At 67.6% G+C, this 20,790-nt stretch carries 24 protein-coding genes and 3 tRNA genes; 18 read left to right on the forward strand and 9 right to left on the reverse strand.

The features are described 5' to 3' along the window. Positions 1-84: 84 nt before the first annotated feature. A complete protein-coding gene (locus AB0I81_RS35100) occupies positions 85-636 on the reverse strand; it encodes a hemerythrin domain-containing protein (RefSeq protein WP_360665729.1) in 552 nt (183 codons plus the stop codon). A 111-nt stretch (positions 637-747) separates the two neighbouring features. Between AB0I81_RS35100 and AB0I81_RS35105 the strand changes: the two genes are divergently transcribed. From AB0I81_RS35105 to AB0I81_RS35125, 5 genes are all read left to right on the forward strand, one after another. Next, positions 748-1,950: a hypothetical protein gene (locus AB0I81_RS35105; RefSeq protein WP_360665732.1), complete on the forward strand. Its 1,203-nt coding sequence runs from the start codon at positions 748-750 to the stop codon at positions 1,948-1,950. A 186-nt stretch (positions 1,951-2,136) separates the two neighbouring features. Further along, positions 2,137-2,862: an SDR family oxidoreductase gene (locus AB0I81_RS35110; RefSeq protein WP_360665735.1), complete on the forward strand. Its 726-nt coding sequence runs from the start codon at positions 2,137-2,139 to the stop codon at positions 2,860-2,862. Between the two features lie 87 nt (positions 2,863-2,949). Next, positions 2,950-3,021 (forward strand) — tRNA-Gly (locus AB0I81_RS35115). 15 nt (positions 3,022-3,036) lie between these two features. Next, positions 3,037-3,107, forward strand: a tRNA-Cys gene (locus AB0I81_RS35120). A gap of 5 nt (positions 3,108-3,112) precedes the next feature. Beyond that, a tRNA-Val gene (locus tag AB0I81_RS35125) sits at positions 3,113-3,187 on the forward strand. Between the two features lie 273 nt (positions 3,188-3,460). On the opposite strand, the gene AB0I81_RS35130 is transcribed toward AB0I81_RS35125, so the two are convergent. The 3 genes from AB0I81_RS35130 to AB0I81_RS35140 all read right to left on the reverse strand — a co-directional run bounded on the left by AB0I81_RS35130 (position 3,461) and on the right by AB0I81_RS35140 (position 5,006). Beyond that, positions 3,461-3,976, reverse strand: a complete 516-nt coding sequence (locus AB0I81_RS35130) for a hypothetical protein (RefSeq protein ID WP_360665738.1) — start codon at positions 3,974-3,976, stop codon at positions 3,461-3,463. A 118-nt stretch (positions 3,977-4,094) separates the two neighbouring features. Continuing rightward, positions 4,095-4,550: a hypothetical protein gene (locus tag AB0I81_RS35135; protein ID WP_360665741.1), complete on the reverse strand. Its 456-nt coding sequence runs from the start codon at positions 4,548-4,550 to the stop codon at positions 4,095-4,097. An 87-nt stretch (positions 4,551-4,637) separates the two neighbouring features. Then, entirely contained in the window at positions 4,638-5,006 is a 369-nt protein-coding gene (locus AB0I81_RS35140; RefSeq protein WP_360665744.1) for a hypothetical protein, read from the reverse strand. 253 nt (positions 5,007-5,259) lie between these two features. Here AB0I81_RS35140 and AB0I81_RS35145 point away from each other — a divergent pair, with 253 nt between their 5' ends. Together AB0I81_RS35145 and AB0I81_RS35150 are read left to right on the forward strand one after the other, a co-directional pair. Next, positions 5,260-5,883, forward strand: coding sequence for a hypothetical protein (locus AB0I81_RS35145; RefSeq protein WP_360665747.1), 624 nt, complete (start codon positions 5,260-5,262; stop codon positions 5,881-5,883). 298 nt (positions 5,884-6,181) lie between these two features. Next, the gene (locus AB0I81_RS35150; protein WP_360665749.1) at positions 6,182-7,282 is read left to right on the forward strand and encodes a hypothetical protein; all 1,101 of its coding nucleotides are present in this window, start codon (positions 6,182-6,184) and stop codon (positions 7,280-7,282) included. 55 nt (positions 7,283-7,337) lie between these two features. On the opposite strand, the gene AB0I81_RS35155 is transcribed toward AB0I81_RS35150, so the two are convergent. Then, positions 7,338-8,123: an ATP-binding protein gene (locus tag AB0I81_RS35155; RefSeq protein ID WP_360665752.1), complete on the reverse strand. Its 786-nt coding sequence runs from the start codon at positions 8,121-8,123 to the stop codon at positions 7,338-7,340. 344 nt (positions 8,124-8,467) lie between these two features. On the opposite strand from AB0I81_RS35155, the gene AB0I81_RS35160 reads away from it, so the two are divergent. The 5 genes from AB0I81_RS35160 to AB0I81_RS35180 all read left to right on the forward strand — a co-directional run bounded on the left by AB0I81_RS35160 (position 8,468) and on the right by AB0I81_RS35180 (position 13,188). Continuing rightward, positions 8,468-9,319, forward strand: coding sequence for a helix-turn-helix transcriptional regulator (locus AB0I81_RS35160; RefSeq protein ID WP_360665755.1), 852 nt, complete (start codon positions 8,468-8,470; stop codon positions 9,317-9,319). 14 nt (positions 9,320-9,333) lie between these two features. Then, positions 9,334-9,543, forward strand: coding sequence for a DUF397 domain-containing protein (locus AB0I81_RS35165; protein WP_360665758.1), 210 nt, complete (start codon positions 9,334-9,336; stop codon positions 9,541-9,543). 304 nt (positions 9,544-9,847) lie between these two features. Next, positions 9,848-10,372: a nitroreductase family protein gene (locus tag AB0I81_RS35170; protein WP_360665761.1), complete on the forward strand. Its 525-nt coding sequence runs from the start codon at positions 9,848-9,850 to the stop codon at positions 10,370-10,372. A 137-nt stretch (positions 10,373-10,509) separates the two neighbouring features. Beyond that, positions 10,510-10,944, forward strand: a complete 435-nt coding sequence (locus AB0I81_RS35175) for a nuclear transport factor 2 family protein (RefSeq protein WP_360665763.1) — start codon at positions 10,510-10,512, stop codon at positions 10,942-10,944. 381 nt (positions 10,945-11,325) lie between these two features. Further along, the gene (locus AB0I81_RS35180; protein WP_360665766.1) at positions 11,326-13,188 is read left to right on the forward strand and encodes a hypothetical protein; all 1,863 of its coding nucleotides are present in this window, start codon (positions 11,326-11,328) and stop codon (positions 13,186-13,188) included. A gap of 119 nt (positions 13,189-13,307) precedes the next feature. On the opposite strand, the gene AB0I81_RS35185 is transcribed toward AB0I81_RS35180, so the two are convergent. Then, entirely contained in the window at positions 13,308-14,291 is a 984-nt protein-coding gene (locus AB0I81_RS35185) for an amidohydrolase family protein (protein WP_360665768.1), read from the reverse strand. After that, the gene (locus AB0I81_RS35190; RefSeq protein WP_360665771.1) at positions 14,288-14,656 is read right to left on the reverse strand and encodes a metal-sulfur cluster assembly factor; all 369 of its coding nucleotides are present in this window, start codon (positions 14,654-14,656) and stop codon (positions 14,288-14,290) included. Before AB0I81_RS35190 ends, AB0I81_RS35185 begins: the two co-directional genes overlap by 4 nt. 71 nt (positions 14,657-14,727) lie before the next feature. On the opposite strand from AB0I81_RS35190, the gene AB0I81_RS35195 reads away from it, so the two are divergent. The 4 genes from AB0I81_RS35195 to AB0I81_RS35210 all read left to right on the forward strand — a co-directional run bounded on the left by AB0I81_RS35195 (position 14,728) and on the right by AB0I81_RS35210 (position 17,318). After that, on the forward strand, positions 14,728-15,459 hold the full coding sequence (locus AB0I81_RS35195; protein WP_360665774.1) for a helix-turn-helix domain-containing protein: 732 nt from the start codon (positions 14,728-14,730) through the stop codon (positions 15,457-15,459). A 63-nt stretch (positions 15,460-15,522) separates the two neighbouring features. Then, positions 15,523-16,170, forward strand: a complete 648-nt coding sequence (locus AB0I81_RS35200; RefSeq protein WP_360665776.1) for an NAD-dependent epimerase/dehydratase family protein — start codon at positions 15,523-15,525, stop codon at positions 16,168-16,170. A gap of 338 nt (positions 16,171-16,508) precedes the next feature. After that, positions 16,509-16,763 carry a helix-turn-helix transcriptional regulator gene (locus AB0I81_RS35205; protein ID WP_360665779.1) on the forward strand — a complete coding sequence of 85 codons (255 nt, stop codon included), beginning with the start codon at positions 16,509-16,511 and terminating at the stop codon, positions 16,761-16,763. A 126-nt stretch (positions 16,764-16,889) separates the two neighbouring features. Then, positions 16,890-17,318: a hypothetical protein gene (locus AB0I81_RS35210; RefSeq protein WP_360665782.1), complete on the forward strand. Its 429-nt coding sequence runs from the start codon at positions 16,890-16,892 to the stop codon at positions 17,316-17,318. 177 nt (positions 17,319-17,495) lie between these two features. On the opposite strand, the gene AB0I81_RS35215 is transcribed toward AB0I81_RS35210, so the two are convergent. Continuing rightward, positions 17,496-18,122, reverse strand: coding sequence for a hypothetical protein (locus AB0I81_RS35215; protein ID WP_360665785.1), 627 nt, complete (start codon positions 18,120-18,122; stop codon positions 17,496-17,498). Between the two features lie 166 nt (positions 18,123-18,288). Beyond that, complete coding sequence (locus AB0I81_RS35220) at positions 18,289-18,870, reverse strand: RNA polymerase sigma factor (protein WP_360665788.1); 582 nt, start codon at positions 18,868-18,870, stop codon at positions 18,289-18,291. Between the two features lie 205 nt (positions 18,871-19,075). Between AB0I81_RS35220 and AB0I81_RS35225 the strand changes: the two genes are divergently transcribed. After that, a complete protein-coding gene (locus AB0I81_RS35225) occupies positions 19,076-20,164 on the forward strand; it encodes an LLM class flavin-dependent oxidoreductase (protein ID WP_360665791.1) in 1,089 nt (362 codons plus the stop codon). Positions 20,165-20,172: 8 nt separating this feature from the next. Continuing rightward, positions 20,173-20,784 (forward strand): FMN reductase, encoded by a 612-nt coding sequence (locus AB0I81_RS35230; protein WP_360665794.1) that lies wholly within the window; start codon positions 20,173-20,175, stop codon positions 20,782-20,784. Positions 20,785-20,790: the final 6 nt, after the last annotated feature.

A 20,790-nucleotide genomic window follows, 5' to 3' on the forward strand; every position in this document is an offset into this window, starting at 1 on the left:
GGCGACCGTTCGGGGTCGGTGGCCGTCCGAGGGTGGATGGGCCTGTCCGAGAGTGGGCGACTCCGTCCGAGCGACGTCCCAGGGTCAGCGTTTGCCCAGGGCCTTGCGGATCATTTCGCGGGCCCGGTCCATGAGCGCGAGGGGCGTGCCCATGAGCATGTTCATGGCCGCGGACTCGGTGCCGGGATGCGGGCGGACCGGCGCGAGCGACTCGGCCGCGCGTACCGCCGCCGCCATGGCCCGCCGCTCCACGGTGGAGGTGTTCGCGCGCAGCCTGGGGAACTCGTAGCGCTCCTCGCCGCGCGCGTGCACGGTCACGAAGGTACGCAGCTCGGCCAGGCCGTCCCAGAACCGCGGATCGTCCACGCCCGCCTTGTGCAGGTCGAGGAGCAGGCGTTTGGCCTTGTTCTCCTCGGCCAGACGGTCGGCCACCACGCCCTGGCCGTTGTCGAGCTTCCTGCGCGCGTACGGGTGGACGATCTCCTCCTCGGCGGTCTCGTGCACCGACAACATGCGCGTCAGCCGGTCGAACGCCTCCCCGACGTTCTCCACCGGCGCCTGCTCCACCTCGTCGAACAGGTCCCTGATGCGGCCGTGCTGGGCCACGAGCAGGTCGATGACATCTTGTTCAGCCACGTGCGGGCCATACCCGCGCCCCGGCCCGCGATGCCCGGCCTTACCGAAAGCAGGCCGTCAGCGTACCGAAGCCGGAGGTTGCCCTGTCCGGCGCCGGGTACGCGCAGCGGCATGACCTTCGACCCACTACGGGAGCGGGGCATCCCGCTGGACGATCAGTTGCGGAACTGGCGGGAGCTGAACGTCACGCCGATCGATCCCGACCACGCCGACCCGTACACGCGGTGCCGGATCATCACCATGAACGGGATCGAGACGGAGGCGGTCCTGTTCAGCCACCAGTTCGCCCGGCACTGCCCCGATCTGGAGATCAGGCAGCAACTCGCGCGGGTGCGCTACATCGAGGCACAGCAGCAGAAGGTCGTCAACTGGCTGCTGCCCGGGGTGGCGTCGGTGCTGGAGACGACGATCGCGTACGAGCAGGTCGCCGTGGACCTGACCGCCTGGGTGGCCCGGATGGAGCCGGACCCCTACCTCAAGCAGGCCTACCAGTTCGGCGTGCTGGAGGACTTCGACCACCTCTACCGCTACGCCAACCTGTACGAGATGATCGAGCACCGCAAGGCCGAGAAGATCGTCGACGGGCTCACCGAGGTCATGCCGGGCCGCCCGACGTACCGGCACCATCGCGACCCGATGGACAACGTGCGCCAGCCCTACGACCGCTCGATCACCGAGCCGCTGTCGCGCCTGCACGCCCTGACGGTCATGTCGGCCGAGCAGCAGACCATGAACTTCTACAACAACGTCGGCCCGCTGTACATGGAGCCGATCGCGCGGCAGCTCTACCAGGAGATCGCGCTGATCGAGGAGGAGCACGTCACCCATTACGAGTCGCTCGTGGATCCGGGCGAGAGCTGGTGGGAGATGCTGCTCAACCACGAGTACAACGAGTGTTACCTGTACTACTCGTTCATGGAGACCGAGTCCGATCCCAAGGTGAAGAACATCTGGGAGCTGCACCTCGGCATGGAGCTGGAGCACCTGCGGCTGGCGGCCGAGTTGTTCCGCAGGTTCGACGGCCGCGACCCCGACCAGGTGCTCGCTCCCGCGCTGCCGCCGCCGGTGACGTTCGAGCCGAACAAGGGCTACCTGCGCGATCTGCTCGCCACCCAGATCGACCTCACGACCCTGGGGACGGGGTACGTAGGGGAGGCGCACGAGCGCTTCACCCGGATGCAGGAGGCGGTGATGGGCGGCGAGCAGCCGGCTTCGGAGCGCGTGATCGAGGACAACCGGGCGATCTCCGGCCGCGAATACCGCCTGGAAACGGAGGGCCCGTCCCCTGCCGGCCTACAACCCGGCAGCCACTGACCACCCACACCCCTCCACCACTCTCCGCCGCCCATCACCTCAGGAACTGCCCTTCACCAACCTTCACCGCAGGAACTGCCCTTAACTGACCTTCACCGCAGGAACCGCTCTTCACTCACCTTCACCGCAGGAAGCGCCCTTCACCGTCCCTTCGTTGCAGGAATTGCCCTTCGCTAAGTTGACCTCATGACAGCAGTCGCGCTCATCACCGGCGCCTCGCGCGGCCTCGGGGCCGTGATCGCCCGCAGGCTCGCCGCCGACGGCCTGGCCGTGGCCGTCAACTACCATTCCGACGCGGCCGGGGCCGAGAAGGTGGTGGACGGCATCCGCGCCGCCGGCGGCATCGCCGAGGCGTTCGCCGCCGATGTCACGGACGAGTCCGGCGTCGGCGGGCTGATCACCTCCGTCACCGACCGGCTCGGCCCGGTGGAGGTGCTGGTGATCAACGCGACCGGCCCGCAGCCGACCGTCGCCGTCGAGGATCTCACCTGGCAGGCGCACCTCGACCAGCTCACCTTCTTCATCAAGAGCCCGACGCTCCTCGTACAGGCGGTGCTGCCCGGCATGAAGGAGCGGGGCGGCGGGCGCGTCATCCAGATCGGCTCCGACATAGTGGACCGCAAACTAACCGGTACGTCCGCCTACACCGCCGCCAAGGCCGCCCAGCACAGCCTCACCGACGTGTGGGCCAGGGAGTTGGGCCCGCACGGCATCACGGTCAACGTGGTCGCACCGGGCTGGATCCCGGTGGAGCGGCACGCGGGCATCGACGAGACCGACTACCGGGCGGAGGTGCCGCTGAGGCGGATGGGCACTCCTGAGGACGTGGCGGGCGCGGTGTCGTACCTGGCCTCGGAGAGCGGCGCGTTCGTCACCGGCCAGCGCCTCACCGTCAATGGCGGGCACACCTGACCTGGGCAGGCGTATTCCAGTTTGGGGACTCGGCCGAGATTCGCTAGAGTTCTCTCGTCGCCCGGCGGTGAGAGCCGCGGGGTTGATGCGGAAGTGGCTCAGTGGTAGAGCATCACCTTGCCAAGGTGAGGGTCGCGGGTTCGAATCCCGTCTTCCGCTCGGAGCTTCCGGCTCGGTGGCGTGGCCGAGAGGCGAGGCAGCGGCCTGCAAAGCCGTCCACACGGGTTCAAATCCCGTCGCCACCTCGTAAGGACGATTAGCTCAGCGGGAGAGCGCTTCCCTGACACGGAAGAGGTCACTGGTTCAATCCCAGTATCGTCCACCAGTCTCCACAACAGGCCAGGTCCGACCTGGTCACAGGAGTTATAGCCCCAGCTCACGGCCCATACCGGGAGTCTGGGGCTTCTTGTTATCCCAGGTTGATCAGGTTGGTGTCAGCACCGGTGCTGACCTCGAAGGACGTACAGACCGGTTCTCGGGCGACACCCAAGCCTCCCCTTGACGCTCCAGTCCCGCAGGGCGCAGGCTCACCGTGACAGGGCAACATTGGGTCCCGCGCGCGATGGCCCGCCCTCTGGCCGGGGTCTCTGTTTCTCAGCTAGTTCGACGCCTGGACCTCAGCATGAGCCGAGGTGTCCCGGATCACGCCGGACAACCAGCCGATCACCGCGACCAGGGTCACGACACCGACGCCGACCAGCGCGGGAAAGTGCCACTCAGCGACCATGCTGCCACGGGCGCTGTCATCGTTGAGTTCCCACAGCGACGTCGTGGGATTGGCCGCAATGGCCAGGGCGAGAGTCAGCAGGTAACCAATGCCCGCGACCGCCCGCGGCAGGACGCGGGCGACGCTGGGACGGCGGTTCAGCCAACCATGCAGAGCGCCGAGGAAGGCCGCGGCGGCGGCGAGGATGGCGGCGATGCTGAACGTCCACATCCGCATCGACTCGAGTTCCCGGTCCGGTTGGCCCAGCATCCAGTCGTTATAGGGGTCTTCGATGCCTGGATGCGGTCCGGCCGCCTGGATCGCGATCAGGTTCACCACCACGTAGAGCGCAGGGGCTGCCATGGCGCACAGCAGCGCCGGTGAGCGTTTCGCATGCTGTTCTCTCATGATCGATGAGACGGCCGGGCCGGTCGGCGGGTTCGATGTCTTCGCGGCCCGCCTTGGGCGTGCGTCAAAGTTGATCAGGGTCGTTCGTCGATGGCGGCGACGTCACAAATGGATCTGATCAGTGGAACTCGTCCGAGGCTCTGCAGGTCATGATCCCGTCCAGAGCCAGGCCCCCGCCCAGCACGCCTTCTACGTATCCACATCCCACCAGGTGGTTGCCTCGCCTGGCGACCGCGGCGAAGACCGCCCCGGAGAACAACTGCCTGCCGGCGGGGTTGGAGATGCGTGGTTGAACGCTGCACCGGCGGGCGTTGTTACAGGTCTTCGTGCTGCGCTTGCTTGTCAGGGGGACCGTGTGGCGGGTGGCGTCCGCTGAGACGATGATGCGGCTCTGGACCCGATCGCATACGACGACGTACGAGGCGACGACGGCAGAACCGCTCTTGTAGATGCTGGAGACATTTCCGCGGCAGTTGTCGCGGTTGGAGGCGGCCGCCTGTGCCGGTAGCGCGCCGGCGAACAGGGATCCTGCGGCGAACGTTGCCGCGAGAGCGACCCTTATGCCTTTGTTCATGGAAACCCTTTGCGATCGGGGAACGTTGGAGATGTCGCCTCTTGGTGGAACTGCGGTCGGGAAATGCGCAGCGGTTTTGTCTGAGCGTCAGTTCTCGAAGGTGAACGTCCCGCGCAGAACAGTGCCTCGCCCGCTCCAGTAGCTCTCGTAATCGGCCCGGTAGGTGACGTCTTCGAAGGCGGCGAGCACCTCGCAGGTGGCGCCCGGGTGGCGTATGTTGTCGTCTCTGATGACGATGGGCCGTCCGATCACGCCGGGGCGGGTCAGGGTCACCTCCACCCAGGCCGTTCCTGTGGTGTCATCCGCCCGGACGCACAGTTCGTTGGCAGGGTCGGCGTAGCGGACGATTCCGTCTCCGACGTCCCGTTGAAAACTCGCCGCCAGGGCCGGTTGCGCAAGAATGACGCTCGCCACCGCGACGGCGACGCCGACGGTGATGGTTCTGAGCGGGTTCATCGTTTCTCCTTCTCTCGGACGGAGATCGGCCTCCGAAGCGCCTGAGATATGGCCATCAGCCGGATTTCTTCGTCATGCTCAAATCCCTCTGACGCGAGCGATCTCCGGGCCGAAGTTCACTGGGGCGATCGTCGCACCCGTCGGCAGCACCGTGGAATACGAGGGGAATATGCCTGTTCAGCCGGCGCTTCTGCTTGGCTGAACAGGTGCGGCATCATCAGCTGATGGGGCTGCTGACCTTGAACGCCTTCTTGTGGGAATCAATGCGATGAATATCAGTCAAGACCCCTATGACCTGCTGGAATCCCATTGGCCGGCGATCGCCCATGGTCTGGCGGCCGTGTGGAGTGAGGGCGTCGGCGTCGAGGAGGTCGCACGGCGACTCGGCGCTGATCCCGCCAGCGCGACGCGGGTGACACTCGCCGGTCTTCCCGCCGGATTCGAGGGCGAGAACATCCCGGGAGACCATGACGGCATTCTGCTCATCGGCGAGTTCGGCGAGTTCGGCGCCTGGACGCTGACCCTGCAGATTCAGTGGGCGGACGTGGCGGAACAGTGGGCGTTGGAGTCGTTGTCCGCAGATGGCGGGCGGGCCGTCGGCGTCCGTTGGCACGGCGGCAGTGGATATCGCGTCTTCTACGCGCATGACGGGGAGGTCGCAGCGGATTCGCCCATGACGATGATTCCGGCGGCCCTCTCACCCTATGCCGACGGGCTGCCGACAGAGCCGGACTGGGATGTGGCCGGCGAATACGGCTCTCCGATCGCCCAGATGATCTCTACCTGCCTGGTCATCATCGGGCGGGTCACGGGAGAGGAGATCAGCCGGCAATGGTTGGAGAAACAGCACACGCGCTACATCATCCGGCGCCCATAGAGCCTCGATAAGCGGCCGAGCGGCTCGGTGCCCGCCCGGCCTCAGGCGCTCGCGGACCGTTCGGCCGACGACGGATCCATCCGACCGGCCGGCCACCGGCTCTGTCTTCTTCCGTCTGCCTCTTCCTTCCTTCCCTCTGGCGCGTCGGCTCGTCGCGGTTCCGGCACGCGCCCTGTAATGCCAGGGGAGGGCGATCTACCGCTGAAGACACTAAACGTCACCATCAATGACGTTGTGTTACTTCCATGAGGGGGATCTTCGCGCTGGGATTTCACATTTCGACCACGGAGGAGTCATCTTGACACGCTCACCCAGCCACCCCAGCCTGTTTCATCCGACCGGCCTGGGAACTTCGGCGGCGCACATCACAGTTGCCCGGCCGGCCCGGAAGGAGGTAACTGCTGATGCTGACGACAGTGGGCCGCGTTTCAGGGTTCCGTGGCCGGCTCGGCTGAATCCCGAGGTCGAGCAGATGCGCCGGCGCAGCCTCCAGTGGGCGGAGTCGTTCGGGATGGTCAACAGCGCGGAAGAGGTCCGGCTACTCGACGAGCCCCGGTTCGACCTGCTCGCGGGCTACGCCAACCCCGACGCCCGAGGGCTCGGCGCCCAGTTGGTCTCTGACTGGATGTTCTGGTACTTCCCCTTCGACGATTGGTTCGACGGTCCTCTCGGCGACGACCCCGCGGCGGTCAGGGCAGTCGTTGAGCCGATGATCCGCTTCGCGTACGGCGACTCAGGCGCTCTGCCGTTGCTCTCCCCGCCGCTCGTGCGCGCCTTCGCGGACCTGTGCGGGCGCACCCGCATGGGGATGTCGCCGACCTGGCAGTCCCGGTTCGCGCAGGACATGTCCAAATACCTGTTCTCCTACAGCCTGGAGGCCGCGATGCGCCGCGGCCTCACAGAGCAGAATCCGCCGAATCTGGATCACGTGATCGAGATTCGTCGTGACGCGATCGCCATCCGGCCGTCAATGGCCTACGGCGAGAGCGCCGAAGGCCGCGAACTCGCCTTCCCTCTCGCCTTGAGCGAGACGTTCCACCAGATCCGCAAGGTCTGTGCGGACACAGTGGTCGTCCAGAACGACGCGTACTCCCTCGGCAAGGACCTCCACCAAGGCGAAGTCAGCAACCAGGCAGTCGTCCTCATGAGCCGAGACGGAATGACCGCCAAGGAGGCCATCCGGGAGCTGGAGCGCACCCATGACCGGCTCATCACGCAATACCTCGACCTCGAGGCGATAGCCCGTACGCTTCCCCGCGACTACGGACTGCCTGAGCAGACCCCCATCGTCGCCGGCTATCTGTCGAACAGCCGATGTTGGACCAGCGGCAACAACGCCTGGAGCAGGAACACCAAGCGCTACACCGTCCACCACCAGACGACATCTGTGGCTGCCTAGAGCGGTCCAGCGATCGCGCAGGCCAGCCCGAATCGCCCCGGTTCGGCTGCCGCCGCTACCGCGCCTTCCCTTCAAGCAGGTCGTCCCACAGCCGCCTGACCTCCGACTCCCGTACCCACGGGCTCTCGCTGACCCGATCGCCGTCGGCCGTCCGCTCGGTGCGGCGGATGTGCCCCAAGCCGCCCGCCGCGCACAGCTCGTACGTGACGGATTCCCGGTCGCAGGTATGAGCCCGGACCCGGATGGACGCAGACCTGCCCACCGACGCGGACCAACCGATCTTGGCGTGCTCCTCCCTCGGGGGCTCCGGGTGCGGGCCGTGGAAATCCTCAATGCTCATGCCGACCTCCAAGGGGTTGCGAAGGCGTGGGAGACATGCTGTTTCGGGCAGAGGCCGCACTGCGTGTGACGAACTGAGTTGTTCAGGTGCCACGAGTTGGCACCAGACCGTCTTGCCGCCACAGCGCGGCCGACGACAGCCCCAGCCCTTGGCCAGGCGATCAACCAGAAGCAGCCCTCGGCCGCCTTCTTCGAAGTGATCAACATTTTCGGGCAGGACCGGCAAAACGGGGTTCGGATCCCACACCTCGATCACGGCCAGGGCGTCCACTACGATCAGGCAAACCCTGATCATGCCTATCCGTGAGCGAGACAACGCCGTAGCAAACGAGCGCGTCGCCTTGATCGCGTTCGTCACCAGCTCTGACGCGAGAAGTTCGGCGTCTTCGATCAAGTCGCGACGCTTCCAGTTCAGCAGCGACTGTCTGATGAACACACGCGCCAGCGGCACGGCGTTCGGAACCGCAGCCAGGGGCAGACAGTTCGTGAACGGGGATTCCATTACCGGAAGCGCCAATCTGATGCAGGCCGAGTCTGGGGCAGGCCTTCTGCCGGTGAAAGTTGGCTCCGATTCCGGCCCGCACAGACACCTGACGAAGTCAGCTCGCTTACTGATCAGTGCTGCCGGGGCCTCGGGGCGCGTGTCCTGAGGTTGAGACTCTTGCCGTCGAGCCGTGCGGAAATCCCTGTTCGATGTGACCTGCATGGCGAATCCTCCTCAACTACACACTCACCGTTTGTGACGAGGCCTGCACGATAGGTTGCACCCATCATGCGCACACCTGCAAGGCGAACGCAATGATTGCGTTCGCTTTGCTTGAGCTAGCCTTCGCTACGATGAGCGTCATGTCTCGCCCACGCCATACGCCCACGGTCCGCCTTCGCCGTTTGGCCGCCGAGCTTCGCCATCTCAGGGCGTCAACGGGCCTGACCCGTGAAGAAGTCGGTGGGCAGACGAACATCAACGCCGCGACGCTGTACAGGATCGAGTACGCGAAGGCCAAGCCGCAGGTCCGTACCCTGGTCGCCCTACTGGACGCCTACAACGCGAGCGACGATCAGCGGGCTGAACTGCTGGCGCTACTGCGGGAATCCGGCGAGCGCGGCTGGTTGCAGCGGACCGACCTTCCCGAGCCGTACAGCAACTACATCTACTTCGAGTCGGAGGCCTCGGCCCTGCTGGACTTTGAGGCATTGTTCGTACCTGGCCTGCTCCAGACTGAGGAGTACGCGCGCGCGGTGATTCGGGGCACGGTGCCGGACCTCAGCAAGGACGAGGTTGAAAATCGGGTACGAGCCCGACTCGAACGCCAGGCCCTGCTGAAGCGCGATGAGCCACTGCGGCTCTGGGCGGTTGTGGACGAGGCGGTCATCCATCGGCGCGTCGGTGGCCGGCAGGTGACGCACGACCAGTTGGCTCACCTTCTTGCGTGCGTCGAGGAACCCAACATCACGTTGCAGGTCATCCCCTATGATGCGGGCGCGCATCCCGGCATGCCCGGCTCCTTCTGCATCCTGCAGTACGAACCGGGAAACCCCGATCTCATCTACGCCGAAGGGATCGCCACAGACATGTTCCTCGAAGAGGAATCAGACATCGTGCGCTATACCATGGCTTTTGAACACCTGCGGGCAATCGCGGCAAGCCCCGAGACAACAGGACATCTGCTCGCCGCAGCCGTGGACGAGTTGAAGTGAGAGGATGTGCAGGCATGGCCGAGACCCCCGACCTGTCCCACGTCGAGTGGCGTAAAAGCAGCAAGAGCGGCGGAAACGGTCAGTGCACCGAGGTCGCCTTCCTCGGCGACAAGGTGGCCGTCCGAGACTCCAAGGATCGCAGCGGCCCCATCCTGGTGTTCACGGCCGACGAGTGGCGTGCATTCATCGGCGGCGCGAAACTGGGAGAATTCGACCTGCTGTAAGTTCTCGCATCGAGCCTTTCGCTGTTACGTCCCGTTGCGACAAGATGAGCAGTCGTGCAGGTCGGCAGGGGCGCCGACTCGAGGCTGGACAACGGCTGCTCCGACTTCACCGCATTGTCGGGCTGTCTTCGTAGGTGACCCTCTGGATGGCCCTCGGCGGGATACGGTTCCTGGGGTTCTTCGAGCTCGACGTACTCGGACAGCTCCGATAGGAGCGGGGCCGAGCGAAGCGAGGCGGATTTGGGTTCAGCCGGTAAGCGGCTCACGGGTGGGTGGCTTTTTGGGTGGGGGTTAGCCTGCACTTATGTCTCTCGAACTGATCAAAGGCCTTAGGGCTACGCGGGTTTTCAGTGACGTGCCTGTTGGGCGGGAGCAGGTTAGGGCGGTGTTGGAGGTGGCGCGGTGGGCGGGGTCGGCGCGTAATCGGCAGCCGTGGCGGTTTGTTGTTGTGCGTGATCAGGGGTTGTTGCGTGAGTTGAGCGTGCTCGGTGCGTATGCGGGGCATCTGGCGGGGGCGTCGGTGGTGGTTCTGCTGGCTGTGGATGGCACGGTGAGCGCTGATGACGCCGAGTTCGACGCCGGCCGGGCTGCCCAGAACCTGATGCTCGCCGCCCATGCCCTTGGGCTCGGTAGTTGTCCCGCCTCGTTCTTTCCCGCCGTGAACGTTCGGGCGGCCACTGAGTTGGCGGGGCTTCGGGAGCCCTGGAGAGTTCGTACGGGGATCTCGTTGGGTTATCCGGCCCCGCCTCTGCAGGGGAGCCCGGCCATTCCTCAGGGACGGCTGCCGCTCAGTGATCTGGTCATTGAGCCGCCTCAGAGGGACGGCTGACGTGGGTGATCCAGTGGTCGTCGGGCTGTCTTTGAGAAAACGGCTGACGTGGGTGGGGAGGGTGTCGGGCCGTCTTTGAGGGGACGGCTGTCCTGAGTGATCTGGTCATCGGGTCGTCTTGGGGCGACGATCGGCACATGGACAATCAGGAGATCGCCGACCGATTAGAGATCACCGGTCTGCTGGCCCGCTACACGCACGCTATCGACTCGGGGCAGTGGGATCTGCTCGACGAGGTGTTCAGTCAGGATGCGGTGATCGACTACAGCTCCTCCGGCGGGATCAGGGGGACCAGGGATGAGGTCAAGGCGTGGCTGGCCGGGGTGCTGGTGCACTGGCCGGCTCGGCTGCACCTCATCGGGGCCGCGCGTATCGACTTTCAGGACCGCGGCGAGGCGTTGGTGAGCGCGCCCTTCACCGACACGCTCGCCCCGACGCGGGAGATGGTGGCCGTCGGGACCGAGGGTTTTCTGCACGGGGGTGGCTACTACCATCACCGCATGCGCCGTACCCCGGACGGCTGGCGCAGCATGGAGCTGGTGGAGGAGCAGAGCTGGCGGACCGCCCGATGAGCTGACCCATCGTGGCCGGGGAGGCTGACCCTGGTGGGTGAGTTTGGCGGGTCAGTGTGCGGGGTTGGTGGGTCGGTGTGCGGGGTTGGTGGGTCGGTGTGCGGGGTTGGTGGGTCGGCGGGGAGGTTCTGGTTCTGGGGTGTGCGAAGTGGCTGTGGTGGGGCGGCCGCGCGCCTTGGGTGGGTCAGCGGCCCGCGGATGGGACTTCTTACTAAATCCGGTTCCGAAACTTTCCAGTTTGAGGTGGAATTGAACTGGAGGCGGATGGGAGCCGTCTTCACGGATGTTCACCCATGGTTCATCGGCCGGGGGAGCGGAGGGGGCCCCGCTACTCCACAGGGTGCGCGAGAAAAACTTCGCCACACTACGGGGGTAGGGCCAGTGATCGAGGCATTGGAGTGGGCTCTTCTCGAAGGAGAGCAAGCGCTGCTCGTCAAGGGAGACCTGCGACGCGCGCGCGAACGGTTCGACCGCGCCTACCGCGAGGCGCTGCAGCAGGGCGACGCGTACGCGATGGCCCGCGCGGCGCTGGGCCTCAGCGGGATGTGGGCGCACGAGCACAGGACGGCCGCCGCGGCGGCCATGGTACGGGTGCGGCAGCGCAACGCGCTGGCGCTGCTCGACGCGGACACGTCCCTGTCGCTGCGGCTGCGCATCAGGCTGGCCGCCGAGGACGACTACCTGAGCGGCGGCCATGACGCGATCCTGGCGCTGGCGGCGCAGGCCAGGGCCGCCGACGACCCGGTGGCGCTGGCCGAGGCGCTGCACCTGGCGCACAACTGCGTGCTGGGTCCCGGGCGCGGCGGGCAGCGGCGGGAGCTGGCCAGGGAGCTGATCGGGGTGGCCTCCCGTACGGGGCGGCGCGCCGATCTGCTGATCGGCCTGCTGTGGCACGCGGTGGACCTGCTCATGGAGGCCGACCCGCACGCCGAGCGGGGGCTGGGTGAGTTGCGCGCCGCGATGGAGGGCGAGGAGAACCAGGCCATCGCGTACGTGCTCCGCGCGATCGACGTCATGCTGAGCACCCGCGGCGGCAGGTTCGAGCAGGCCGAGCAGCGCGCAGCGGCCTGCCACGAGCTGGGTGAGGCGACCGGCGACAACGACGCGACCGGCTGGTACGTCTGCCAGCTCGCCGCCATCCGCTGGTTCCAGGGCCGGATCGGCGAGATGGTCCCGGTGCTGACCGGGCTGCTGGACTCGCCCGACCTGCCGACCGTGGACGACTCGCCGTACGCGGGACTGGCGGTGGCCGCCGCCGCGGACGGGGATCGGCGGCTGGCCGAGGGCATGCTGGCCAGGCTGCGCGGCAGCGTCCTGGCGGGCGGGCCGCGGACGAGCACCTGGCTGATGTCGATGTACGCGATCGTGGAGGCCGCCGACCTGCTGGGCGACGCCGAGCTGGCGGCCAGGGCGGCGGAGTTGCTGGGCCCGTACGCGGAACTGCCGGTCATGACCAGCCCCGGCATCGCCTGCTTCGGCTCCGTCCGGCACAGTCTGGGCGTGGCCGCGATCACCACGGGTGATCTGGACCGGGCGATCGGCCATCTGCGCGGGGCCGTGCACGACAACCTGGCGCTGGGCCACTGGCCCGCGGTCACGCTGTCGCGTTCGCGGCTGGCCCAGGCGCTGGCGCTGCGCGACGGGCCCAGGGACGAGGAGGCGCGCAGGCAGCGCGCGCTGGCGGCGCAGGAGGCCAGGGCGCTGGACATGGAGCTGCCCCGGTACGCGGCGGGCCGGGTGGGGTGCCGGCTGGCGGGCCAGCAGTGGCGGGTGGAGCTGGGCGGGCGCAGCGTGCTGGTCGACCACAGCGTGGGCATGCAGCACCTGGCGGTCCTGGTGGCCAATCCGGGCAGGGAGATCCCGGCCGCCGACCTGGCCGCGGGCTCGCCCGACCCGGCGCCGATGCCGGTGCAGCAGGTGCTGGACGGGCCGGCGGGGCGGGCGTACCGGCGCAGGCTGGCGCAGCTCGACGCGGAGATCGACGAGCTGGAGGCCAACCACCAGCGCGGGCAGGCGCAGGCCCGGCGGGACGAGCGGGACTGGCTGGTGGCGGAGCTGGCGTCGGCGACCGGGCTCGGTGGGCGGGCGCGCGGCTTCGCCGGCAGTGAGGAGCGGGCCCGTACGGCGGTGGGCAAGGCCATCAGGCGGGCGGTGGAACGCATCGCGATAGCCGATCCCGTCATCGGCGAGGAGTTGCGCGCGACCGTGCGCACCGGCTCGCGCTGCACGTACGACCCCGGCTGAGCCGCGGCGATGGCGGCGGGTACGGAGGCGTCCCGTTGGTGACCGCGGCGATGGTGGTGGGCGCGCCGCTGGTTGTCGGGGGCGCCCAAACGGTCGCCGGGCTGCTGGCCGTGGGGCTGTTACAGGCCGTGCACCGGAGCAAGCCCATGCAGCCGTAGCAGGTTCTCGCCCAGGATCTTGCGCTTGGCCTGGTCGGTGAGCTGCGGGTAGCCGTACCCGTCGCACAGGTCCTGCGGGATGGTGAAGTCCCTGAACGCCCTCAGCGCCCACTGCGGGTGGAAGATCGGCGCCTCCGAGCCGTAGATGATCTTGTCTTCGCCGCACCAGAAGAGCAGCTTGCCGATGATCTCGGCGAACATGCGCGGCGCCCTGACGATGAAGTTGATCGTGGCCGCGAGGTCGGCGTACAGGTTGGGGTAGCGGATGAGCTGCCAGCAGGTCTCGTCCAGGAACGGCAGGCCGACGTGGAAGATGACGAAGTTGATGTCGGGGAAGTTCGCGGCGGCGCCGTCCATGTCCCACGTCTGGGTGTGCTCGATCGGCTGCGGGCCCAGCGGGACGCCCTTGTGCACGCCGATCAGGTTGACGCCCAGGTCACGGGCCTTCTCGAAGATGGGGAAGGCCACACGCGGGTCGTCCATCCGCCACGGGTACGGCGAGCCGTAGTCGTAGCGCACGTTGTACAGCTTGAAGGCGCGCGCGTTGAACTCCCCCACCTGGCGTTCCATCAGGTCCAGCGCCTTGCGGCCCTCCAGCGGGTTCACCGTACCCCAGAAGACCGTGCGGTCCGGGTCGCGGGCGGCCAGCTCCGCGCACTCCTGCCACGGCGACAGGCCGTCGTGGTAGAGGTCGGTGAGCGGCAGCGGCATGGCGACCAGCATGTCCGTGTCGGACTCCTCGAAAACCATGCGGCGGATGTCGTCGATCGTCCACTGCCGCAGGAACTCCTCCGGCGGCAGCTTGGTCTCGCCCTCCGGGGTGAGGGTGGTGTGGAAGGCGTACAGGTGGTTGGAGAACATCTGGCCCGCCGGGCCGAAGGCGTTCTTGGCCTCGAAGTTGAAGATGTGCGCCACGCTGTCGAACACGAAGAAGTCGTCGATCACCGTAGTTCCCTCCTCCTGATGTAGTCCTCCTTGTCGGGCACCTGTGCGGGGGCGGGCAGGAAGCGCAACATCCGGGCCGCCCTCGGGGAGAGCCGGTCGGTCGTCCACACCTCGTCCCAGACGACCTCGACCTCCGCCTCGCGGATGCCGGGCTGCTCCTCGATGCGTTCGCGCACCTCGGTGAGCACCCTGGCGGCGAACGGGCACCAGCCCGAGGTCAGCAGCAGCTCCACCCGGGCCCGGCCCGCATCCACCTCGACCGATCTGACCAGGCCCATCTCGACGACGGAAATGCCCTTCTCCCTGCAGCACGGGTCATAGACCCCGGACAGTGCCTGACTGGCCCACTGCGGTATCTCCGGCATGGCCTCATCGTCGGACGGGTGTGCCTGTTGGGGTAGGCGTCCGGTTTTCAAATGGCGCAGATGCTGGGAGGATGACCGGCGAACAACCCAGCGATCTGATCCGCAGCGTCTCGCGCGCGCTACGCGTGCTGGAAGAGGTGTCGCGGGCCGACCGACCGCTGTCGGTCAAGGTCATCGCCCGCCGCTGCGGCCTCAACCTGTCCACCTCCTACCACCTGGTCCGCACCCTGAGCTACGAGGGTTACCTGCGCCGGCGGACCGACGGCGACTACGTGCTCGGCTCGCAGGTGGCCGAGCGGTTCCACGAGATGCTGGACGCCTTCGACCGGCCGCCCCGCGCCGCCGCCGTGCTGCGCCACCTGGCCGCCGTGACCGGGCACACCGCGTACCTGGCGGCGATGGAGGATGGGCGGCTCGTGGTGCTGGACGTGGCCGAGGGGCCGCGCTCGCCGTGGCTGGAGGACCTGCAGGCGGGCCTGGAGACGGCTCCGCACGCCACCGCGCTGGGCAAGGCGCTGCTGCTCTCGCTCCCGTCGCGGGCCCGGCGCGGCGTCCTGACCGAGTACGGCCTGCGCCGCTTCACCTCCTGCACCCCCGCCAGCGTGGAGGACGTCGAGGAGGAGTTGTCGGGCCTGCTTCCCGGGCAGGTGGTGGAAGAGCACGGTCAGTTCAGGGACGAGGTGGCGTGCGCGGGCGCGGTCGTGCCCGGCACGGAGTGGGCGATCGGCATCTCCGCGCGCGGCCTGTCCATCCCGGCGATCGCCCGCATCCGGCTGGCCGAGGCGATCCGGGACCTGACGTGACCGGCCGTCCGCGAGGGGGCCGGCTGCCGGAACGATTATTGTCGTCAAGATGAGGAGCGTGCCATGAGGGTGATCCTGTTCGGCGCGACCGGGATGATCGGGCGTGGCGTGCTCAGGGAGTGCCTGCTCGACGACCGGATCAGCGCCGTGCTCGCGGTCGGCCGCTCCCCGACCGGGGTGACGCACGCGAAGCTGCGCGAGGTCCGCCACGACCTGCTCGACCTGTCCGGGCTGGAGGGGGAGCTGGGCGGGTACGACGCGTGCTTCTTCTGTCTGGGGGTCTCCTCCGCCGGGATGCGGGAGGAGGACTACCGGCGCGTCACGTTCGACCTCACGCTGTCGGTGGCACGGACACTGGCCCGGCTCAGCCCCGGCTCGACCTTCGTGTACGTGTCCGGGGCCGGCGCCGACGCCCACGGGCGGGCCATGTGGGCCAGGGTGAAGGGCGAGACCGAGGTCGCGCTGCTGGTGCTGCCGCTCAAGGGATTCATGTTCAGGCCCGGCTACATCCAGCCAATGTACGGCGTCACCTCCCGCACCAGGCTCTACCGGGCGGTCTACGTCGTGACGCGGCCGATGTTCCCGATGCTGCGACGGCTGTTCGGCGGCGCGATGACCACGACCGAGCAGGTCGGCAAGGCCATGATCACGGTGGCCGAGCGGGGCGCGCCCAAGCGGATACTCGGACCCGCCGACATCAACAGCCTCTGACAGCGACCGTGCGGCGGTCGCCTCGCGGGTAGGTGCGACGCCGGCCTGCGCGTCCTGGATGTTCCGTATTTGTTACGGCCCTGCCTCAAAACAGGGTTCATTGTGCAGCTAATTCCGTTCCGGATTCCTTACCCTGCAATTCTGTGACCCGACATCTCACCATGAGAGAAAGACGGTTGTCGGGCTCGACTGACTCATGATAGTCAGTTCGTGATGCGTCGGGGACATACGGTCGATAAGACCCTCGGGGGGATGCAGCAAATCAGTCAATTGGGCGCGATCATGTCCTCCTGTGTCCGGCGTTTCGACATGTGCCACAGGGAATATGGAGGGGCCCGTTGGCAGCCATTCAAGATCATGTCCCGCGTGATGATGTCCGATCGTCCGTCGCGCTGCTCACTCCGCGTCAGCTTGATGTGTTCCTGCTACTCGGAAAGGGAATGTCCACCCGGCAGATCGCGCATCGGCTGACCGTCACAGAACACACCGTCAAGGCGCATACCGCCGCCATTCTCAATGCTCTTGGACTGGAATCCCGGCTGCAGGCCGGATTGGCGGCTTACGCGTACGCGAGAGCCGTCGCACAGGACTAGCGGGTCGCCTTACCCAAAGGTCTAATTGAGTCCTGCCTTTCGGTGGCGCACTCTGGTTACGGACGCACTCCGACCAGCTCAGAGTGCGTCCGACGATTCGATCGCCGCATCTCGGAAGGACATCCCGTGAAACTCAGAACTCTCCTGGGACTCATCGCCGGCATCTTCGCGATGGCGTTCGTGTTAGCGCCGACCGGCACCGCATCGGCCACGGTTACCAAGGCCGACCCGGGCGCGAGCGTCGTCAGCAAGTCGGAGACCGAAGGCACCAGAACGCACAATGACGCGGTCGCGTCGAAGACGAAATCCAGCGACAGGTCCGCCGCCGCGGCCGGCCAGGTCGTACCCTTCGCCGCCAGTTGTTACAATGGCTGGACCTCGGGTCGTAATTTCTATATGACCTGCACCAGTGACTCGACCGGCTATCGGGTTTACGTCGACTGCAGCAACGGTGTCCGCTACCGCTTCACGGGGACTCGGTACTACGGCACCTGGAACCACACCCTGACCTGCCCGGTCGGCACCAACGCCGTCTGGGGCGGCTGGTTCCAGTAGAACCGGTGAACAAAAGTGCCTTCGGCCCGGCCGAGGGCACTTTTTCATGCCCGAATTCTTTCCCCCTGGCGGTGATTCCCGGTGAGAAGAAGTCCTCAGCCGGTGTTACGGACCAACCAAAATGGCACGAGGTACGGCCCCCCGAAAGCGATCGCTCCCGGGAGGCCGCTGTTTCCATCACGAGGCCGCCGGATGATGCACGCCGCCGGGCTTGACCGGTTCGACCTGCACCGCATCGTCGCCGGGCACCACCGTGCACGGCGGCACGGCCCCTTCGGCGACGCTCAGCGAGATGCTGCCCGCCCGCGCCGGATCGTCCTCGGCGAACGTGGCCACGAGGACCAGCGTCTGCCCGGACTTCACCTGCCCGGCCCGGATGCGGAACGCCGTACCGCCGTCCGCCGGCTGCTCGGCCGCGAGCTGGGCGGGGACGGTACGCAGAGCGCGCGCCCGGCAGGCGCTGCCGAGCGGCAGGTAGGTCACCTCGGCGTTGACGCCGGCGGCACGCAGGCTGTCCCGCAGCTTCTCCGGTTGCAGGAACTCGTGGATCCTGACGGTCACCGTGCCATCGGCGAGCCTGTCCACGGCGTAGACCGGGGTGCCGGACAGCAGCGGCACCGCCGCCGCGGCGGCCACTGCGGCAGCCGCCGCCACGGCCGCGACCCGCAGGCCCCGGCGCGGGGAACGGGCGGCCGGCGCGCCCGCGGCGCGGGCGATCAGCCGTGCGTGAATGCGGTCGCGGGCCGCCTCGGAGAGTGGCGGCACATCACCGCCTATCCTGCTGAGCAGGTCGATCTCGCTCATGGTAAGGGCCGTGCCTTCCTTGGGGGTGGGCTGGACGGCGAACGATCAGATGGTGGACTGGACGCCGGAGTGCGAGGTGGTGGGGGCGGGTGCCCGGACGCTGAGGTGGTGGTCAGGTGCCGGATGTCGCGAGGGTGAGTCAGGTGCCGGGCGCTGCGAGGGTGAGTCAGGTGCCGGATGTCGCGGTGGTGGGCTGGAGTGCGGCGCGTAACTGCGCGCGGGCGCGGTGGATCCGTGATCGGACGGTGCCGACCGGGATCTCCAGCGTCGCGGCGATCTCCTCGTACTTCAGGTCCGCCCACGCGTAGAGCAGCAGGGCGTCACGGTCGCCGGGCGCCATGCCGCGAATGGCGCGGGCGGCCGAGCGTACGACGTCGCCCGCGTCCACCCGCTCCGCCACCTGGTCGGCGGGCGACGGCTCACTGAGGCCGCCCAGGTCGGCAGGCATCCGCGCCAGCGCCCGCCAGCGCCGGGCCTCCGCCCGGCCGTGCCCGCGCAGCAGCGTGGTGGCGATGCCCATCAGCCACGGCAGCGCCCCGGTGGGGCTGCGCTCGGCCGAGAAGCGATGCCGCTGCTCGAAGGCGGTCAGGAAGGTGTCGGACACCAGGTCCTCGGCCACATCGGGGCCGACCCGCCGCGCCAGGTAACGGTGCACTTGATCGGCGTGACGGGCGAAAACCTCGGTGAACACCTCCGGCGCCCTGAGCGATTCCTCGATCAGGGCCGCGTCGGTCAGCTCGGTCGTCATATGTCACCAGATCGCTCGTTCCGCCGTTGTCTTCTCCTGTTATTGGTACGGCGCGACGATCCGGTTCACGAGGCCCCCGCCCGAGGCGATCGGCCCCCGGTGCCCCTGCCGGTCATAACGGGACATGCCCGATGATGGAATATCCGCGGAGCCTGTGGCGCTACCGTAGCCGTCAAAGATTCAACAGTCATGGATGGTGACTAAAGTGCAGTTCGGAATCTTCAGTGTGGGCGACGTCACCACCGATCCCACCAACGGCACGACCCCGTCCGAGCACGAGCGGATCAAGGCGATGGTGACGATCGCGCTCAAGGCCGAGGAGGTGGGGCTCGACGTGTTCGCGACGGGTGAGCACCACAACCCGCCCTTCGTGCCGTCCTCCCCCACGACCATGCTCGGCTACATCGCCGCCAGGACCGAACGCCTGCAACTGTCCACCGCCACGACGCTGATCACCACCAACGACCCGGTGAAGATCGCCGAGGACTTCGCCATGTTGCAGCACCTGGCGGACGGCCGGGTGGACCTCATGCTGGGCCGGGGCAACACCGGGCCGGTCTACCCCTGGTTCGGGCAGGACATCAGGCAGGGCGTCCCGCTGGCCGTCGAGAACTACGCGCTGCTGCACAAGCTCTGGCGCGAGGACGTCGTGGACTGGGAGGGCCGCTTCCGTACGCCGCTGCAGGGCTTCACGAGCACGCCGCGCCCGCTGGACGGGGTGCCGCCGTTCGTCTGGCACGGCTCGATCCGCACGCCCGAGATCGCCGAGCAGGCCGCCTACTACGGCGACGGCTTCTTCGCCAACAACATCTTCTGGCCGAAGGAGCACTTCATGCGCCTGATCGGCCTGTACCGCCAGCGCTACGCGCACTACGGCCACGGCACGCCCGAGCAGGCCGTCGTGGGCCTGGGCGGCCAGGTGTTCATGCGCAGGAACTCCCAGGACGCGGTACGCGAGTTCCGCCCGTACTTCGACAACGCTCCCGTGTACGGCCACGGCCCCTCCCTGGAGGACTTCATGGCCGAGACCCCGCTCACCGTGGGCAGCCCGCAGCAGGTCATCGAGCGGACCCTGGAGTTCAGGGAGTTCTTCGGCGACTACCAGCGCCAGCTCTTCCTCATGGACCACGCGGGCCTGCCGCTGAAGACCGTGCTGGAGCAGCTCGACATCCTCGGCGAGGAGGTCGTGCCCGTGCTGCGCCGGGAGTTCGCCAAGGACCGCCCGGCCGAGGTGCCGGACGCGCCCACCCACGCCTCCCTGCTCGCCGCCAAGAACACCCCCGTCACCGCCTGAGGAGACCCATGAAGCTCGTCGTCGTCACGGCTGGACTGACCCAGCCGTCCTCCACCCGCCTGCTCGGCGACCGCCTGGCCGAGGCGGTCGCCCAGCGGGCGCAGGGCACGGAGGTGCGCGTGGTGGAGCTGCGCGAACTGGCCGTGGACATCGCCAACAACTTCGTCACCGGCTTCCCCGCCGCCAGGCTGCGAGCGGCGATCGAGGCCGTGACCGGGGCCGACGCGCTCATCGTGGTCACGCCGATCTTCAGCGGCTCCTACAGCGGCCTGTTCAAGTCCTTCTTCGACGTACTGGACAACACCGCGCTGACGGGCAAGCCGGTGCTCATCGCGGCCACCGGCGGCACGGCCAGGCACTCGCTGGCGCTGGAGCACGCGCTGCGCCCGCTGTTCGCCTACCTGCGTGCCGTGGTCGTCCCGACCGCCGTGTACGCGGCCTCGGAGGACTGGGGCGGCGGCCGTGACGCGTTCACCGACGGGCTCGGCGAGCGCGTCGCCCGCGCCGCGCAGGAGCTGGCCGATCTGGCGGCGCACCGCGCTCCCCGGCCGGAGGAATCGCACAACGGGGAGGTCGTGCCGTTCGAGCAGCAGCTCGCGGCGCTGCGCCCGCTGGAGTAAGGTCCA

It is taken from the genome of Nonomuraea sp. NPDC050404 (genome assembly GCF_040655495.1).
Lineage (GTDB): Bacteria > Actinomycetota > Actinomycetes > Streptosporangiales > Streptosporangiaceae > Nonomuraea.

What these genes read in the sequence shown, in the direction of transcription:
- AB0I81_RS35160 (WP_360665755.1), top strand. Translation starts at nt 8,468, where the DNA reads ATGTCTCGCCCACGCCATACGCCCACGGTCCGCCTTCGCCGTTTGGCC.
- AB0I81_RS35140 (WP_360665744.1), bottom strand. Translation starts at nt 5,006, where the DNA reads ATGAACCCGCTCAGAACCATCACCGTCGGCGTCGCCGTCGCGGTGGCG.
- AB0I81_RS35135 (WP_360665741.1), bottom strand. Translation starts at nt 4,550, where the DNA reads ATGAACAAAGGCATAAGGGTCGCTCTCGCGGCAACGTTCGCCGCAGGA.
- AB0I81_RS35215 (WP_360665785.1), bottom strand. Translation starts at nt 18,122, where the DNA reads ATGAGCGAGATCGACCTGCTCAGCAGGATAGGCGGTGATGTGCCGCCA.
- AB0I81_RS35200 (WP_360665776.1), top strand. Translation starts at nt 15,523, where the DNA reads ATGAGGGTGATCCTGTTCGGCGCGACCGGGATGATCGGGCGTGGCGTG.
- AB0I81_RS35195 (WP_360665774.1), top strand. Translation starts at nt 14,728, where the DNA reads ATGACCGGCGAACAACCCAGCGATCTGATCCGCAGCGTCTCGCGCGCG.
- AB0I81_RS35110 (WP_360665735.1), top strand. Translation starts at nt 2,137, where the DNA reads ATGACAGCAGTCGCGCTCATCACCGGCGCCTCGCGCGGCCTCGGGGCC.
- AB0I81_RS35175 (WP_360665763.1), top strand. Translation starts at nt 10,510, where the DNA reads ATGGACAATCAGGAGATCGCCGACCGATTAGAGATCACCGGTCTGCTG.
- AB0I81_RS35230 (WP_360665794.1), top strand. Translation starts at nt 20,173, where the DNA reads ATGAAGCTCGTCGTCGTCACGGCTGGACTGACCCAGCCGTCCTCCACC.
- AB0I81_RS35105 (WP_360665732.1), top strand. Translation starts at nt 748, where the DNA reads ATGACCTTCGACCCACTACGGGAGCGGGGCATCCCGCTGGACGATCAG.
- AB0I81_RS35190 (WP_360665771.1), bottom strand. Translation starts at nt 14,656, where the DNA reads ATGCCGGAGATACCGCAGTGGGCCAGTCAGGCACTGTCCGGGGTCTAT.
- AB0I81_RS35170 (WP_360665761.1), top strand. Translation starts at nt 9,848, where the DNA reads ATGTCTCTCGAACTGATCAAAGGCCTTAGGGCTACGCGGGTTTTCAGT.
- AB0I81_RS35155 (WP_360665752.1), bottom strand. Translation starts at nt 8,123, where the DNA reads ATGGAATCCCCGTTCACGAACTGTCTGCCCCTGGCTGCGGTTCCGAAC.
- AB0I81_RS35165 (WP_360665758.1), top strand. Translation starts at nt 9,334, where the DNA reads ATGGCCGAGACCCCCGACCTGTCCCACGTCGAGTGGCGTAAAAGCAGC.
- AB0I81_RS35130 (WP_360665738.1), bottom strand. Translation starts at nt 3,976, where the DNA reads ATGAGAGAACAGCATGCGAAACGCTCACCGGCGCTGCTGTGCGCCATG.
- AB0I81_RS35220 (WP_360665788.1), bottom strand. Translation starts at nt 18,870, where the DNA reads ATGACGACCGAGCTGACCGACGCGGCCCTGATCGAGGAATCGCTCAGG.